The organism is Mycobacterium sp. JS623, assembly GCF_000328565.1.
GTDB lineage: Bacteria > Actinomycetota > Actinomycetes > Mycobacteriales > Mycobacteriaceae > Mycobacterium.
Window position 1 is genome coordinate 2,860,905 of sequence record NC_019966.1, and the last position, 14,481, is coordinate 2,875,385.

Sequence of the window (14,481 nt, forward strand, 5' to 3'; positions counted from 1 at the left end):
TTCACCGATTGGCGTTGGTGAACCACTTGGTCTTGTTTCGCCAGGACTCCGCCGACGTGATCGCGAATCCGGCGCCGCACATGCACGCGAACACCCACACCAAGGTGGTGCCGGCGTCAGTCGCCTGAAGCGGCGGGATCAAGGCGGTGGCAAGCCGGACGAGGCAGGCGGCCACACCCGCTGCCGAGGCGACGAGATAGATGTTGGCGACCCGGCGCGAACGCGGGTCCTTGCGCAGCACGAGCAGCGCCCGGGCCCCGTAGGTCAGCAGGTAGATCAGCATGCCGCAGAGCAGCAGCCAGTAGATATTCAGCCAGAGGTCGGTGGGCACCTGGAAGAAGTCGGCCTTGTATATCTTTGCGCCGTTGCCGAGTGTGAACGTGACCAACAGCAGCGGGATGCACAGCGTCGCAGGGTATTCGACGTACTGCTTGAAGGTCCTCTGCAGGGAGTGGTCGTCCTGAAGCCTGCCGAGAGCGTTGTACACCACGGCGGATGCGGCGACGATGTAGAGGTCGTGGCCGATGTAGTCCTCGAGATTCCACTTGCCGGTCAGTGCGTGCAGCCAATGGCCGAGCGTCTCCGAAGCCCACGGAGACATCAACAGAACCGCGCCCCCCTGCAATGCGATGTTCAGGGTGGCGGCGAACTCCCAGCGAGACGACCAGGTGACGCGACGAATCCACAAGCTCCACCCGATACATGCAAGGGTGATTGCTATCAGGGTTGCCAGAGCCATGGGAGTCGCCTTCGAACTGAGCCTGTCAGCAAAGTGTACGGCTTATCCGGATTAAAGAGGAGGAGCGTCCGCCCTCGGCTTCATCTCGGAAAGCTTCGGCGGGCGGGTCGACTGCTTGGTCTGCACGGCGTCCTGCACTGCCGTCATCGTGGTGAATGGGGCCGATTCAACGTAGCTCCACACTTCTTGGCGGCTCATCAACCCGAACTGGATTTGCAGGTCGGGGTAACTGAGTGCGAATCTATCGGCGACTCGCCGCAGTTCCTCGGCGTTCGGATAGTCGGATTCCTTGATTCGCCGGTAGTACGTGCTGCTCGAGATGCCCAACGCGTCGTAGATGTCTTTGGCATCGATGTCGCCGTCAAGGAGGTAGTCAAGCAACGCCTTAAGTTGTCTGCCGTTCTCATCGGTCCGTGGCATGCACTCACGATAGCTGGACATCCCGGTTTTGGGCAGTACCCTTCGCAAATCGGATAGGTTAGCCGTTATTGACGCAGGTGTCACAGTTTTGGGAGTGCTCTCCCAATTTTGGGAACACGATGTTATGTTAGCTGCATGGTTGCTCCCCATGTAGCTGATCAGACCAGCGAGATGACGTATCCGGTCGACACCGTGGCCGTCGCCACGTTGCGGGTCGCCGACCATGACATTGCCGACGGGACCGTCCCCGTCCTCGACAAACTCTCCACACCCCCTTCCGATGAGGTGACCGCGGAAGTTGACGGAGCAACGGAATGGCTCGGGGTAGCGGCCGACGAGATCTTGCTTGCCGCGCTCGGCCGGACCATCGCTCGCACCATCGGTGACGGCGTCGTTGCGGTAGACGTGACCGGTCAGCGCCGTTGGCTGCTGCACGCCATCCCGCTGCTATGCGCTTCGTCGCGGCAAGCCAGCCCGACGGAAATGCTGCAGGACGTGCACCGCATGTTCGATTCGGGGCCTGCGCACGTCACCTCCCTCGAGTCGGAGATCCTCCTTAACTACATCGGCGAACTGCCGGACGGAACCACTCCGATGTACGAGACGCCGCCCGGCCTGGGCTACGCGCTCGAACTCCGGGTATATCGCGTTGACGGGCAGCTGCATCTCGACTGGTGGTACGACAGCACCCGCTTCGAGGCCTCCACCATCGAAGAGCTCGCGGAGCAGTTCCCGCTGGCGCTCTTCGACATGACTTCAGACGCCGCCGCTCCGGTCTGACGTCATCGGGCATCTTCCAGGCGGAACCCAACCTTCAGCGTTACCTGGAAATGCCCGATGGCGCCGTCCTGAAGGTGCCCGCGGACCGACTGCACCTCGAACCAGTCGAGGCCGCGCATTGTCTCCGATGCCCTTGATATCCCGTTACGGATCGCGTCGTCGATGCTGTCCGGCGAGCTGCCGACCATCTCGATGATTCGGTACGTGTGATCGCTCATGTCGCGACGCTACGCGGTTTAGGGTGCGGCTATGCCGGAGTCGGCGAGCGCGCATGCGATGGCGTTGGAATATCGACGCCGCCTCGCGCTCCACGAAATTCCGCTGCCGGTCCTCGGCGGCGATGACGCCCACGTCCGCGATGAGGTCACGCGCGCATACAGAGTGGTGGCCGCATGACTGAGGCGCGTGTTCCGAGATTGCCGCTGCAGGAGGCCAAGGCCGCCGCCGACGGGGCCGGAGTGCCCGACTACATGGCCGAATTGTCCATCTTTCAAGTACTTCTGAACCATCCGACGCTCGCGCGTGCCATCAACGACCTGCTCGCGACGATGCTCTGGCATGGCCGCCTCGCGCTGCGGCTGCGTGAGTTGGCGATCATGCGGATCGGCTGGCTAACGGCGTGCGACTACGAGTGGACACAGCATTGGCGGGTTGCGTGCGGGCTGGGTGTGCCTGCTGAGGATCTGCTCGGCGTGCGGGACTGGTCGACGCATGACGGCTTCGGTGCCGTGGAGCGTGCGGTGCTCGCCGCCACGGACGAAGTCGTGCGCGACGGTGCGGTCAGTGCGCAGACATGGGGCGCGTGCGAGCGGGAACTCGGCGCCGATTCAGCCGTGCTGATCGAGTTGGTGACGGCGATCGGGGCGTGGCGGATGATCGCTTCGATGCTGCACAGCCTCGAGGTGCCGCTGGAGGACGGCGTTTCCAGCTGGCCGCCGCACGGTCAGCCGCCGAGCCGATAGGTCTGCACCGCATGGGCGACGACATCGCCGTCGGCATCGGTGGTGGTGATTTCGGTGAAGGTCAGTTCGTTGGCCCGACGCACGGTGCGGGCGTGCCAGATCAAATCTGAGCGCTTGGCGGCGCCGACGTAGTTGATCGTCATCGAGATCGTCGACGCCCGCGTGCCCTTTTCGAAGTCATGGTTGGACCACGCGGCGGCCGCGCCGGTGGTGTCCATCGCAGCCGCGATCACGCCGCTGCGGAAGCGGCGCGACGCCTGGTCAGCCCTGATTTGCGGCGGCCACTAGAATCGATCTAACGGCACCGATCCGGCCATCACCGGGGAGCCTTCGGAAGAACAGCTGATCCAGCCCAGTAGAGCCGAACGGGTGGGCCCGTCATCGCCCGCAGATGAGCGGCGCACACCTGAGTGCGCAAGCGGGGTGGTACCGCGGCGCTCGCGCACCGGCGCGACGTCGTCCCCGTGCCGACAGTTGGCTTCCGAGGCCGGAGGCCGCAAATTGGGCATGGAGACAACGCACCACAGTGACCGCATATCCGAAGCCGACATCCGGGGCTCCGAAGTTCCCGGAGCTCGAACTCGACGTCCTCGACTACTGGGAGCGCGACGACACGTTCCGCGCGAGTGTCGCGCGTCGTGACGGCGGACCGGAATACGTGTTCTACGACGGCCCGCCGTTCGCCAACGGCCTTCCGCACTACGGGCATCTGCTGACGGGCTATGTGAAGGACATCGTGCCGCGGTATCGCACGATGCGCGGCTACAGGGTGGAACGCCGCTTCGGCTGGGACACCCACGGACTGCCCGCCGAACTGGAGGTGCAGCGCCAGCTCGGCATCGCGGACAAGGCCCAGATCGAAGAAATGGGCATCGAGAAGTTCAACGAGGCGTGCCGCGAGTCGGTGCTCAAGTACACCAACGAATGGCGGGCCTACGTGACCCGGCAGGCGCGCTGGGTCGACTTCGACAACGATTACAAGACATTGGATCTCGGCTTCATGGAGTCGGTGATCTGGGCGTTCAAACAGTTGTGGGACAAAGGCCTTGCCTACGAAGGCAATCGGGTGCTGCCATACTGCTGGAACGACGAAACACCGCTGTCCAACCACGAATTGCGGATGGATGACGACGTCTATCAGAGTCGACAGGACCCGGCGATCACCGTCGGCTTCCGGGTCGCCGACGGCCCACTTGAGGGCGCCTATCTGTTGATCTGGACGACGACGCCGTGGACGCTGCCGTCGAACCAGGCGGTCGCGGTGAACCCCGACGTCACCTACGTTCTGGTTCAGGGTCCCGAAGACAAGTGTTATGTACTGGCGCAGGCACGGCTGGCGGCGTACGCCCGCGAACTCGGTGAGGAACCGGAAGTCCTTGGCACGTACACCGGTCGGGATCTGGTCGAGACGCGGTATCTGCCGCCGTTCCCGTACTTCATGGATGCGCCGAACTCGTTTCGGGTGCTGCCGGCCGATTACGTCAGCACCGAGGACGGCACCGGCATCGTGCACATGTCGCCGGCGTATGGCGAGGACGACATGGCGGTGACGCAGGCAGCCGGTATCCCCGCGGTGACGCCCGTTGACGCCAAGGGCCGCTTCGACAAGACGGTGCCGGACTATGCGGGCCAGCACGTGTTCGACGCCAACCCGCAGATCATCCGCGACCTGAAGAACCAGGGCCGCTCGGCGGCGGTCAACGGCCCTGTGCTGTTGCGCCACGAAACATACGAGCACTCCTACCCGCACTGCTGGCGGTGCCGAAACCCGTTGATCTATAGGGCCGTATCGTCCTGGTTCATCAAGGTCACCGACTTCCGCGACCGCATGCTAGAGCTGAACAATGACATCACCTGGTATCCCGAGCACGTCAAGGACGGCCAGTTCGGCAAGTGGCTGTCCAACGCGCGGGACTGGTCGATTTCGCGAAATCGTTACTGGGGCAGCCCGATTCCGGTGTGGAAGTCAGACGACCCGGAGTATCCGCGAATCGACGTGTACGGCAGCCTCGACGAGTTGGAGCGCGACTTCGGGGTGCGGCCGGACAATCTGCACCGGCCATACATCGACGAGCTGACCCGGCCCAACCCGGATGACCCGACCGGTAAGTCGACGATGCGGCGCATCGAGGACGTTTTCGACGTGTGGTTCGACTCAGGCTCGATGCCGTACGCGCAGGTGCACTACCCGTTCGAGAACCAGGACTGGTTCGACACGCATTTTCCCGGCGACTTCATCGTCGAATACATCGGGCAGACCCGTGGCTGGTTCTACACGATGCATGTACTGGCGACCGCTCTATTCGACCGCCCGGCCTTCAAAACCTGTGTGGCACACGGCATTGTGCTGGGCAACGACGGTCAGAAGATGAGCAAGTCGCTGCGCAACTATCCCGATGTGACCGAGGTGTTCGACCGCGACGGCTCCGATGCCATGCGGTGGTTCCTGATGGCATCGCCGATCCTGCGCGGCGGCAACCTGATTGTCACCGAGCAGGGCATCCGCGAGGGCGTCCGGCAGGTGCTGTTGCCGTTGTGGAACGCCTACACGTTCCTGGCGCTGTACGCGCCGAAGAAGGGCACTTGGCGCACCGACTCGTCGCATGTTCTTGACCGGTACATCCTTGCCAAGCTCGCCGAGTTGCGCGAGGACCTGACCGAGTCGCTGGACGTCTGCGATATCTACGGCGCATGCGATCAGCTGCGCCAGTTCACCGAGGCGCTGACGAATTGGTATGTGCGACGGTCGCGTCAGCGGTTCTGGGAAGAGGATCCCGACGCGATCGACACGCTGCACACCGTGCTCGAGGTGACCGGTAGGCTGGCGGCCCCGCTGCTGCCGCTGATCGCCGAGGTGATCTGGCGTGGCGTGACGGGGGAGCGGTCGGTGCATCTGACCGACTGGCCTGAAGCCGGTGTGGTGCCTGCGGATCCGGAACTCGTCGCCGCCATGGATCAGGTGCGTGAGGTTGCATCAGCGGCGTCGTCGCTGCGCAAGGCGAAGAAGCTGCGGGTGCGGCTGCCGTTGCCGAAACTGACTGTGGCGGTGGAGAATCCGCAGCGGCTGGAGGCGTTCAAGGATCTGTTGGCCGAGGAGCTCAACGTCAAGGCGGTCGAGCTGACCGACGACATCGACACCTACGGCCGATTCGATCTCACTGTCAACGCCAAGGTGGCCGGTCCGCGGCTGGGCAAGGACGTGCAGGCAGCGATCCAGGCGGTGAAGGCGGGCGAGGCGGTCGTCAATGCCGACGGCACGTTGACGGCGGGTCCGGCCGTCTTGCAGCCCGAGGAATACAGTTCGCGGCTGGTGGCCGCCGATCCCGAGTTCACCACGGCGCTGCCTGACGGCGCCGGACTGGTGGTGCTCGACGGCACGGTGACCCCGGAGTTGGCGGCCGAGGGCTGGGCGCGCGACCTGATTCGCGAGCTGCAGGATCTGCGTAAGTCGACGGGGCTCGAGGTGTCCGACCGGATCCGGGTGACGATCGCGGTGCCCGAGGACAAGACGCAATGGGCGCAGACGCACGCCGACTTGATCGCCGGCGAAATCTTGGCCACCACTTTTGAGTTCGGCGAGCCGGTCGACGGCGCCGAGCTCGGCGACGGCGTGCGGGTGGCGATCGAAAAGGCCTAGCTGCCCGGGTGGATGTCGTCGACCCATTGCACGCGCTCGGGATCGGCTTCCACATCGGCTAGGTCAAGGTTGACGACGACCGGTTCCTGGTCGCTGCGGACCACGACGCAGGACAGCGGTGCGTCGGCGCTGGCGTTGATCTCCTGGTGCGGCACGTACGGCGGGACGTAGATGAAATCGCCTGGGCCGGCTTCGGCAGTGAATTCGAGGCGCTCGCCCCATCGCATCCGGGCCCGGCCCGCGACGACATAGATCACGCTCTCCAGGTGGCCATGATGGTGCGGCCCGGTCCTGGCGTCTGGATGAATGACAACCGTGCCCGCCCACAACTTCTCGGCGCCGGCGCGCGCGGCATTGATCGCCGCGGCACGATTCATGCCGGGAGTCTGCGGCGTGTTGGGATCCAGTTCATCGGCGCGCACAACCCGCACGCCATCCAGACGGTAGTCGGACTTCTCGGTAGCCATCGCGACCTCCGCTCCAAGGATGCACACTTTCCGCCGTCACCACATGATGACTCTGCAAAAGAGATCCCGCCGGGGAGAACGTCGGCGACGTCGGGCTCGCGCCATAACATCGGCGGCATGGACCGCTGGGTGCTGCACTTCGACATGGACGCGTTCTTCGCGTCCGTCGAGCAGCTGACCCGGCCCACCCTGCGGGGACGGCCCGTGCTCGTGGGTGGGTTGGGCGGTCGCGGCGTGGTGGCGGGTGCCAGCTACGAGGCGCGCGTCTACGGCGCCCGGTCGGCGATGCCCATGCATCAGGCTCGCCGTCTCGTCGGCGCTCCGGCGGTGGTTTTGCCGCCGCGCGGTGTGGTCTACGGCGTGGCAAGCCGCCGCGTGTTCGAGACCGTCCGGGCTTTGGTTCCCGTCCTCGAGCAGCTGTCGTTCGACGAAGCTTTCGGCGAGCCGCCTGAGCTCACCGGTGCGGCCGCCGAGGACGTCGACGAGTTTTGCCGACATCTCAAGGCCCGGATCCGTGAGGAGACCGGGCTTGTCGCATCTGTCGGCGCGGGCTCGGGCAAGCAGATCGCCAAGATCGCCTCGGACCTGGCGAAGCCCGACGGCATCCGGGTGGTGCGCCGCGACGAGGAAACCGTTCTGCTGCACAGCCTTCCGGTGCGGCGGTTGTGGGGCATCGGTCCGGTGGCCGAGGAGAAGCTGCACCGGCTCGGCATCGACACCGTCGGCCAGCTCGCGGCCTTGACCGACGCCGAGGCTGCGAACATCCTCGGTGCGACTGTGGGACCTGCGCTGCACCGCCTCGCGCAGGGCATCGACGACCGCCCCGTCGCCGAGAACGCTCCCGCCAAGCAGATCAGCGCCGAGTCCACCTTCCCCGAAGACCTGACCACCCTGGACCAGTTGCGGGAAGCGGCGGGACCCATCGGCGAGCACGCGCACGCACGGCTGGAGAAGGACGGCCGCGGTGCCCGGACGGTCACGGTAAAGCTGAAGAAGTCGGACATGAGCATCCTGACTCGGTCGGCGACACTGCCGTACGCGACGACCGATGCTCCTACCTTGATCTCAATGGCCAGGCGGCTGCTGCTCGATCCCGTCGAAATCGGCCCGATTCGCCTTGTCGGCGTTGGCTTTTCGGGACTGTCCGACGTCCGCCAGGAGTCGCTGTTTCCGGATCTCGACCTGGTGGCCGAGGAAGTGTCCAACACCCAACTACCGCAGACCGTCAGCCAATTGGCCGCCACGCCGCCGGCCTGGCGCGTCGGCGACGACGTCGTGCACCCCGAATACGGGCACGGCTGGATCCAGGGCGCAGGCCATGGGGTGATGACGGTGCGGTTCGAGACGCGCGGTACCGGGCCCGGGCCGGTGCGCACATTTACCGACGACACGGCGCGCATCGAGCGCGCGAACCCCGTCGACAGCCTGGACTGGCCGGACTTCGTCAGTGAGCTGGCTGCCCGATCAGCCCCAGCGGCTGATGACCTCCTCGACGGGTGAGCCGGCAGCCAACGCGGCCATCAGCAGGACGCGTGCCTGCGCCGCTGGGAGCCGCGGCACCACCACCGCTCCCGCGTCGACCAGGTCTCTGCCCGGGCCGTAGCCCGCGGTGACCTTCCCCCCGGGCACCCGGGTGGACACCGCGACCGCCACCCCGTCGCGGCAATGCCGCCGCACCCCGTCGATCACCGCCGCCCCTGCGTTACCCGCGCCGACGGCCTCGAGCACGATGCCGCGGGCGCCTGCCTCTACACAGGCATCCATCGCGACCGCGTCAGCGCCGGGGTACACCGCGATGATGTCGACGCGCGGCGCGTCCGCCGCCGACAGCGGCCCGAAAAACGGCCTGTCCTTCGATCGCTGCTGGACGAACCGCCCATCGGTGACGGTGCCGAGCTCGTCGCCGGTGAAGCCGCGCATGTCACCCGTCGCCCGCTTCTGCAGACCCAGCGGCTGCCACACGGTGCCGGCGAGCGTCACCAGCACCCCTTGTCCGCGGGTCTGGGCGCTGGCGGCCAGCGTCAGCGCATCGCGCAGATTCCCGGGTCCGTCGGCGTCGGGCGCATCGGCACTGTGCAGCGCGCCGGTAATAACCACCGGCATCTCCCCGTCATAGGTCAGCTCGAGCCACAGCGCCGTCTCCTCCATGGTGTCGGTGCCGTGCGCGATGACCACACCCTTGGCGCTGTCGTTCTTGCAGGCCGACAGCACCGTTGCGCGGATCTGGTCCCAGTGCGCGGGAGTCAATTGCGAGCTGTCCATCGCCATCAGGTCGACGACGTCGACGTCGAGCCCGGCGGTCAGATCCGCGCCGCTTCGCGTAGGTCTCTTGACTCCGCTGTCGTCGCTGCTTGTGGCGATGGTGCCGCCGGTGGTGACGACGACGAAGCGACCCATGGGGGAAATCATCCCAAAACCAGTCTCCTGCGATGATGGGGGAGTGACTGACGAATCCCCGGGGACGGCCGAGCCCGTGACCGATGAGGAGGCGACGCCGCAGCCTGCACACAAGCGGCTGCGCCTGCTGCTTGCCGTGGCCGGGGTGGTGCTGGTTCTCGACATCGTCACCAAGGTTCTCGCGGTGAGGCTCCTTACCCCGGGCCAACCGGTGTCGATCGTTGGCGACACCATCACCTGGACATTGGTGCGCAACTCCGGGGCCGCGTTCTCGATGGCGACCGGCTACACGTGGGTGCTCACCTTGATCGCCACCGGCGTGGTGATCGGCATCATCTGGATGGGCAGGCGGCTGGTCTCGCCGTGGTGGGCGATCGGCCTCGGCATGATCCTCGGTGGCGCCATGGGCAACCTCGTCGATCGATTCTTCCGTTCGCCCGGGCCGCTTCGCGGGCATGTGGTGGACTTCCTGTCCATCGGCTGGTGGCCGGTGTTCAACGTCGCCGACCCGTCGGTGGTAGGCGGGGCGATCCTGCTGGTTGCGTTGTCGCTGTTCGGTTTTGACTTCGACACCGTCGGCCGTCGCAAGGCCGACCCGTCCGAGTGACGACCCGTTCGATGCCAGTCCCCGAGGGACTGGCCGGGATGCGCGTCGACGCCGGGCTGGCGCGGCTGCTGGGGCTGTCGCGAACAGCAGCGGCAGCGCTGGCCGAGGACGGCGGCGTCGAGGTGGACGGCGCCCGCGCCGGCAAGTCCGACAAGCTGACAGCAGGCGCGTGGCTGGAGGTGCAGCTGCCGGAAGCGCCTGCGCCGGTGGAGAATACGCCCGTCGACATCGAGGGCATGGAGGTCCTGTACTCCGATGCCGACATCGTCGCCGTCGACAAGCCCCCTGGCGTGGCCGCGCACGCGACCGTCGGATGGCACGGGCCGACGGTGCTCGGTGGTCTCGCCGCGGCGGGCTTTCGGATCAGCACGTCGGGTATCCACGAACGCCAGGGCATCGTGCACCGCCTCGACGTCGGCACCTCGGGCGTCATGGTAGTGGCGCTCTCCGAACGCGCCTATACCGTGCTCAAGCGGGCGTTCAAGCAACGCACCGTCGAAAAGCGTTATCACGCACTCGTACAAGGGCATCCCGATCCGTCCAGTGGGACGATCGACGCGCCGATCGGGCGACACCGCGGGCACGACTGGAAGTTCGCGGTGACCGAACAGGGTCGGCACAGCATCACGCATTACGACACGCTCGAGGCGCACCAGGCGGCGAGTCTGCTCGACATCGAGCTGGAAACGGGACGCACCCACCAGATTCGGGTGCACTTCGCCGCTCTGCACCATCCATGTGCAGGCGACATTACCTACGGCGCTGACCCGACGCTGGCGAAAAGGCTTGGGCTGGAGCGCCAATGGCTGCATGCGCGGTCGCTGGCGTTCGCTCACCCCGCCGACGGCAGGCGCGTCGAGATCACTAGCCCCTATCCGCACGATCTGCAGCACGCGCTGGACGTGTTGCGCAATCACGAACTGTGAGTGACGCGCGTCGGTCTGGGTTGTTGTTCGGCGTTGGCGCATACGCGTCGTGGGGTCTGTTCCCGGCGTTCTTCCCGCTGCTGAAGCCCGCCAGCGCATTCGAGATACTGGCCCACCGAATCGTCTGGTGTTTGGCGCTGATGGTCGTTGTGGTCGCGGCCGTGCGCCGACTCGGTGACGTCCGCCAAATCACCGGGCGCACTTGGCTGTTGCTGACATTGGCGTCCGCGCTGATCTCAATTAACTGGGTGATTTACATCTACGCCGTCAACAACGGCCACGTCGTGGACGCCGCGCTCGGGTACTTCATCAACCCACTGGTGACGGTGGCGCTGGGGCTGCTGGTCTTCCGTGAGCGGCTCAACCGCGCACAGTTCGCCGCGTTGGGCGTCGCAGTGATCGCGGTCGTGGTTCTGACGGTGGAGGTCGGCGCGCTGCCCGTGATCGGCCTCGGGCTGGCACTGTCCTTCGGTCTCTACGGGGCGATCAAGAAGGTGGTGCCCGTCGATCCGCGGGTCAGCGTCGGTATAGAAGCTGGAGTGGCCGGTCCTCTTGCGGTCGCCTACGTCGTCGTGCTGCAGGTGACGGGGCGCGGCACCTTCACCGACCACGGCCCGAGTCACGTCGTGCTCATGATCCTGTCCGGGGTGTTCACGGCGCTGCCGCTGCTGCTGTTCGCTGCCGCCGCCCAGCGGCTGCCGCTGGTGACGATGGGCCTGCTGTTCTATCTGACCCCGGCGATGCAGCTGACGTGGGGCGTGGTCGTCGGCCATGAACCGATGCCCCCGGCGCGGTGGCTGGGTTTCGCGCTGATCTGGGTGGCGCTTGCGGTATTCAGCGTCGATGCATTGCGGCGGGCCCGTGTCGATCGGCAGGACCTCGAATCGTCATACCCGTGACAGCATCGAGTTAGAGAGGATCCAGTCATGCGGTACTGCCTATTGATGCACTACCAGGAAGGCACCGAGGTCGGGCTGACCGAGGAGGACATGGCTCCCGCCATGGCCGCCTTCCAGCAGTACGCCGACGACCTGTCGGCCGCCGGTGTGCTGATCGACACCGAAGTGCTCGAATCCGTTGTCGCCACCACCACCGTCACCGCCCACTCCGGCACCCCCGAAATCCAGGACGGCCCCTTCGCCGACACCAAGGAGAAACTCGGCGGCATCTTCGTCATCGAGGTCGACAACCTCGACGAGGCACTGAAGTGGGCGCAGCGCAATCCCGCCAACGGCTGGGGTTGGATCGAGATCCGCCCGGTGGCGCGGACATACGCCGCCGACCGCGGGTGGTACAACCCATAGAAGTACAGGCCCGGCTGGCGGAGCTCACCCGGGACTCTTACGGCAGGCTGCTGGCTGTGCTGGCGGCGCCGACGCGTGATCTGTCCGCCGCCGAAGACGCGTTGGCCGACGCGTTCGAACGCGCGCTGACGCACTGGCCCGACGATGGCATACCTGCCAATCCAGAAGGCTGGCTGCTGACGGTCGCACGTAACCGATTACGCGACCTGTGGAAGTCCTCCGGCTATCGGATGACCGAGCCGCTCGACGAAATCGACCATGCTCCGACAAGTTTGGATGACGATATGCCCGCCATACCAGACCGGCGGCTCGAGCTGATGCTGGTCTGCGCCCATCCGGCGATCTCGCCGAACATTCGCACACCGCTGATGCTGCAGTCGGTGCTCGGCGTCGAGGCCGCCGCGATCGCCACCGCATTCGCAGTGGAGCCCGCGACGATGGCGCAACGACTGGTGCGCGCCAAGAAACGCATCCGCGACGCAGGCATCCCGTTTGTGTTGCCCGAACGCGACGACCTCGCCGAACGGCTGCCCGCGGTGCTCGAGGCGGTCTACGGTGCCTATTCGATCGACTGGCAACTCGCGCCGCACGGCGCGCCGATCGAATCGCTATCCGCCGAGGCCCTTCACCTGGCACTCGTGCTTGCCGAGTTACTGCCCGACGAGCCGGAAGTACTCGGCCTTGCCGCGTTGGTGTGCTTGTCGGAGGCCCGCAGGCCGGCACGGCGCACCGCCGACGGAGCTTTCGTCCCGCTCGACGAACAGGACACCGACCTGTGGGACGCGGCACTGATCGCCCGCGGCGAAGGTCTGCTCCGTCACGCCCATGACCACCACATGCCCGGCCGGTTCCAATACGAGGCGGCGATCCAGTCCGCCCACTGCGCCAGAGCCACCGCGGGCAGCGTCGACCTGAATGCCTTGAGCAAGCTGCACCGAGCACTGCTGCGAACGGCGCCGTCCCTGGGGGCGGCCGTGGCAGCTGCGGCCGTCGACGGCGAGCTCGACGGGCCCGATGCAGGGCTTCGGGGGCTGGCCGCGATCGATGACCCGGCCGCCGTGCGATTCCAGCCGTTTTGGACGACGCGCGCGCATCTGCTGGCCGAAGCGGGACGGCGTGCGGAGGCCGCGGAGGCGTATCGCCGAGCGATCGAACTGACCGGTGATCCGGGCGTCGCCGACTACCTTTTGCGGTGTTTGCATCTGGTCACGTGTTGACCAGCTGCTAGCAATGTCCTAGCGTTTGCTCGTGGGGTGTGACGCGGAGCCGCTGACAGGCGGCAGGGGACGGGGCCGCCCAGTGGGTGCCGACTCGGCCGAAACACGGGCGCGCATTCTTCGCGCGGCCCGCGAGGTGATCAACGAACGCGGCTATGAGGCCGCCAACTTTCAGGCCATCGCGTCGCGTGCCGACCTGAGCCGGCCGACCATGCACTACTACTTCCACAGTCGCGAGGAGATCTACGACTGCCTCGTCGCGGAGGCGTATTCGATTGTCGCCGACTGCATTGCGCAAGCGAAACGTCAGGAAACCCTGATGAATCAGCTGACGACCTTCGCAACAGCCGCACACCGGTCGGGGTTCGCGAACCAGTCGATGTTGCGATTCGTCATCACGGCCCGGTTGGAATCCCACCGCAGTCCCAGCCTGCGGGACAACCCCGGTCCTGTGGTCGCCGCCATGCAGGCGTTCTATGTCTCCGTCGTGGACGAGGCGATGGTTCGTGGCGAGATTCCTGCCCAGACGGACGCGCCTGCTGTGGTGAGCATGTTGCTGGCGACGTTCTTGGGAATGGGCTTCTACGCGGGCTTTATCGTCGATCAGAACAACATGGCCGAGATTGCCAAGCAACTCCACAGGCTGATGAAGCGAGGATTGCTGGATCAGCAGCAGAATGGCCACACGCTGAGCTTCACCCCGCCGGTCCCTGCGACCGTCGGCGGCGAGGAATTCCCCCACGCCTGGACGGGCTGACGGGCGGATCTTGTTTCCGCAGGTTAGCCGTTTAGCGGCCAACCCCCGACAGTATTCGAGGGAAACACCCGATTCCTCCGTTGGCGGACGCCAATAGCGTTCTGCCCATGGTTGGCATCTGGTTCGCAATCCTCATCGCGGCGTTCATCGCGGCCGGGGTGCTCGTGCAAATCGGCTGGAAACTGCACCCGATTCCCACCGTCAAACGGGTGCTGCGGCGGGGACGGTCGCGGATCGACTAACGCCGGCAAAGACACGCACAGCGACA

Annotated in this window: 17 protein-coding genes and 1 pseudogene; 12 read left to right on the forward strand and 6 right to left on the reverse strand. The window is 65.8% G+C overall.

All coding sequences use genetic code 11. From position 1 onward, the window contains the following. Window position 1: 1 nt before the first annotated feature. Window positions 2–739 carry a hypothetical protein gene (locus MYCSM_RS14025; RefSeq protein ID WP_015306821.1) on the reverse strand — a complete coding sequence of 246 codons (738 nt, stop codon included), beginning with the start codon at window positions 737–739 and terminating at the stop codon, window positions 2–4. Between the two features lie 51 nt (window positions 740–790). After that, complete coding sequence (locus MYCSM_RS14030; protein ID WP_041314006.1) at window positions 791–1,159, reverse strand: transcriptional regulator; 369 nt, start codon at window positions 1,157–1,159, stop codon at window positions 791–793. A gap of 135 nt (window positions 1,160–1,294) precedes the next feature. Between MYCSM_RS14030 and MYCSM_RS14035 the strand changes: the two genes are divergently transcribed. Then, window positions 1,295–1,939 carry a hypothetical protein gene (locus MYCSM_RS14035; RefSeq protein ID WP_015306823.1) on the forward strand — a complete coding sequence of 215 codons (645 nt, stop codon included), beginning with the start codon at window positions 1,295–1,297 and terminating at the stop codon, window positions 1,937–1,939. Between the two features lie 2 nt (window positions 1,940–1,941). On the opposite strand, the gene MYCSM_RS14040 is transcribed toward MYCSM_RS14035, so the two are convergent. Continuing rightward, window positions 1,942–2,157 (reverse strand): dodecin, encoded by a 216-nt coding sequence (locus MYCSM_RS14040; RefSeq protein ID WP_015306824.1) that lies wholly within the window; start codon window positions 2,155–2,157, stop codon window positions 1,942–1,944. A 31-nt stretch (window positions 2,158–2,188) separates the two neighbouring features. Here MYCSM_RS14040 and MYCSM_RS37170 point away from each other — a divergent pair, with 31 nt between their 5' ends. Continuing rightward, window positions 2,189–2,335 (forward strand): hypothetical protein, encoded by a 147-nt coding sequence (locus tag MYCSM_RS37170; RefSeq protein WP_015306825.1) that lies wholly within the window; start codon window positions 2,189–2,191, stop codon window positions 2,333–2,335. Then, complete coding sequence (locus MYCSM_RS14045; RefSeq protein WP_015306826.1) at window positions 2,332–2,901, forward strand: carboxymuconolactone decarboxylase family protein; 570 nt, start codon at window positions 2,332–2,334, stop codon at window positions 2,899–2,901. The genes MYCSM_RS37170 and MYCSM_RS14045 overlap by 4 nt, the downstream gene beginning before the upstream one ends. On the opposite strand, the pseudogene MYCSM_RS14050 reads toward MYCSM_RS14045, so the two are convergent. Beyond that, window positions 2,883–3,146: pseudogene (locus MYCSM_RS14050) on the reverse strand (PaaI family thioesterase); the annotation flags it as partial. The gene MYCSM_RS14045 and the pseudogene MYCSM_RS14050 sit on opposite strands and share 19 nt — an antisense overlap. 281 nt (window positions 3,147–3,427) lie before the next feature. Here MYCSM_RS14050 and ileS point away from each other — a divergent pair. Then, window positions 3,428–6,538 carry an isoleucine--tRNA ligase gene (gene ileS / locus MYCSM_RS14055; protein ID WP_015306827.1) on the forward strand — a complete coding sequence of 1,037 codons (3,111 nt, stop codon included), beginning with the start codon at window positions 3,428–3,430 and terminating at the stop codon, window positions 6,536–6,538. On the opposite strand, the gene MYCSM_RS14060 is transcribed toward ileS, so the two are convergent. Beyond that, window positions 6,535–7,005: a cupin domain-containing protein gene (locus tag MYCSM_RS14060; protein ID WP_015306828.1), complete on the reverse strand. Its 471-nt coding sequence runs from the start codon at window positions 7,003–7,005 to the stop codon at window positions 6,535–6,537. The genes ileS and MYCSM_RS14060 overlap by 4 nt on opposite strands. A 117-nt stretch (window positions 7,006–7,122) precedes the next feature. Between MYCSM_RS14060 and MYCSM_RS14065 the strand changes: the two genes are divergently transcribed. Beyond that, window positions 7,123–8,505 carry a DNA polymerase IV gene (locus tag MYCSM_RS14065; protein ID WP_015306829.1) on the forward strand — a complete coding sequence of 461 codons (1,383 nt, stop codon included), beginning with the start codon at window positions 7,123–7,125 and terminating at the stop codon, window positions 8,503–8,505. Here the strand turns inward: MYCSM_RS14065 and MYCSM_RS14070 are convergent. Beyond that, window positions 8,470–9,402, reverse strand: a complete 933-nt coding sequence (locus tag MYCSM_RS14070; RefSeq protein ID WP_041312055.1) for an asparaginase — start codon at window positions 9,400–9,402, stop codon at window positions 8,470–8,472. The two genes, MYCSM_RS14065 and MYCSM_RS14070, sit on opposite strands and share 36 nt — an antisense overlap. A gap of 43 nt (window positions 9,403–9,445) precedes the next feature. On the opposite strand from MYCSM_RS14070, the gene lspA reads away from it, so the two are divergent. The 7 genes from lspA (at window position 9,446) to MYCSM_RS38725 (ending at window position 14,455) form a co-directional block, all read left to right on the forward strand. Beyond that, window positions 9,446–10,009, forward strand: coding sequence for a signal peptidase II (gene lspA / locus MYCSM_RS14075; protein ID WP_015306831.1), 564 nt, complete (start codon window positions 9,446–9,448; stop codon window positions 10,007–10,009). Beyond that, window positions 10,006–10,935 (forward strand): RluA family pseudouridine synthase, encoded by a 930-nt coding sequence (locus tag MYCSM_RS14080; protein ID WP_041312058.1) that lies wholly within the window; start codon window positions 10,006–10,008, stop codon window positions 10,933–10,935. Before lspA ends, MYCSM_RS14080 begins: the two co-directional genes overlap by 4 nt. Beyond that, window positions 10,932–11,834: an EamA family transporter RarD gene (gene rarD, locus MYCSM_RS14085; RefSeq protein WP_015306833.1), complete on the forward strand. Its 903-nt coding sequence runs from the start codon at window positions 10,932–10,934 to the stop codon at window positions 11,832–11,834. Before MYCSM_RS14080 ends, rarD begins: the two co-directional genes overlap by 4 nt. Before the next feature lie 27 nt (window positions 11,835–11,861). Next, complete coding sequence (locus MYCSM_RS14090; protein WP_015306834.1) at window positions 11,862–12,239, forward strand: YciI family protein; 378 nt, start codon at window positions 11,862–11,864, stop codon at window positions 12,237–12,239. Beyond that, window positions 12,224–13,456 carry an RNA polymerase sigma factor gene (locus tag MYCSM_RS14095; protein WP_015306835.1) on the forward strand — a complete coding sequence of 411 codons (1,233 nt, stop codon included), beginning with the start codon at window positions 12,224–12,226 and terminating at the stop codon, window positions 13,454–13,456. The genes MYCSM_RS14090 and MYCSM_RS14095 overlap by 16 nt, the downstream gene beginning before the upstream one ends. A gap of 31 nt (window positions 13,457–13,487) precedes the next feature. Beyond that, window positions 13,488–14,213: a TetR/AcrR family transcriptional regulator gene (locus MYCSM_RS14100; protein WP_157681328.1), complete on the forward strand. Its 726-nt coding sequence runs from the start codon at window positions 13,488–13,490 to the stop codon at window positions 14,211–14,213. A gap of 107 nt (window positions 14,214–14,320) precedes the next feature. Continuing rightward, a complete protein-coding gene (locus tag MYCSM_RS38725; RefSeq protein ID WP_257720751.1) occupies window positions 14,321–14,455 on the forward strand; it encodes a hypothetical protein in 135 nt (44 codons plus the stop codon). Window positions 14,456–14,481 lie beyond the last annotated feature (26 nt).

What these genes read in the sequence shown, in the direction of transcription:
- MYCSM_RS14025 (WP_015306821.1), bottom strand. Translation starts at nt 739, where the DNA reads ATGGCTCTGGCAACCCTGATAGCAATCACCCTTGCATGTATCGGGTGG.
- MYCSM_RS14030 (WP_041314006.1), bottom strand. Translation starts at nt 1,159, where the DNA reads ATGCCACGGACCGATGAGAACGGCAGACAACTTAAGGCGTTGCTTGAC.
- MYCSM_RS14035 (WP_015306823.1), top strand. Translation starts at nt 1,295, where the DNA reads ATGGTTGCTCCCCATGTAGCTGATCAGACCAGCGAGATGACGTATCCG.
- MYCSM_RS14040 (WP_015306824.1), bottom strand. Translation starts at nt 2,157, where the DNA reads ATGAGCGATCACACGTACCGAATCATCGAGATGGTCGGCAGCTCGCCG.
- MYCSM_RS37170 (WP_015306825.1), top strand. Translation starts at nt 2,189, where the DNA reads ATGCCGGAGTCGGCGAGCGCGCATGCGATGGCGTTGGAATATCGACGC.
- MYCSM_RS14045 (WP_015306826.1), top strand. Translation starts at nt 2,332, where the DNA reads ATGACTGAGGCGCGTGTTCCGAGATTGCCGCTGCAGGAGGCCAAGGCC.
- MYCSM_RS14060 (WP_015306828.1), bottom strand. Translation starts at nt 7,005, where the DNA reads ATGGCTACCGAGAAGTCCGACTACCGTCTGGATGGCGTGCGGGTTGTG.
- MYCSM_RS14065 (WP_015306829.1), top strand. Translation starts at nt 7,123, where the DNA reads ATGGACCGCTGGGTGCTGCACTTCGACATGGACGCGTTCTTCGCGTCC.
- MYCSM_RS14070 (WP_041312055.1), bottom strand. Translation starts at nt 9,402, where the DNA reads ATGGGTCGCTTCGTCGTCGTCACCACCGGCGGCACCATCGCCACAAGC.
- MYCSM_RS14090 (WP_015306834.1), top strand. Translation starts at nt 11,862, where the DNA reads ATGCGGTACTGCCTATTGATGCACTACCAGGAAGGCACCGAGGTCGGG.
- MYCSM_RS38725 (WP_257720751.1), top strand. Translation starts at nt 14,321, where the DNA reads ATGGTTGGCATCTGGTTCGCAATCCTCATCGCGGCGTTCATCGCGGCC.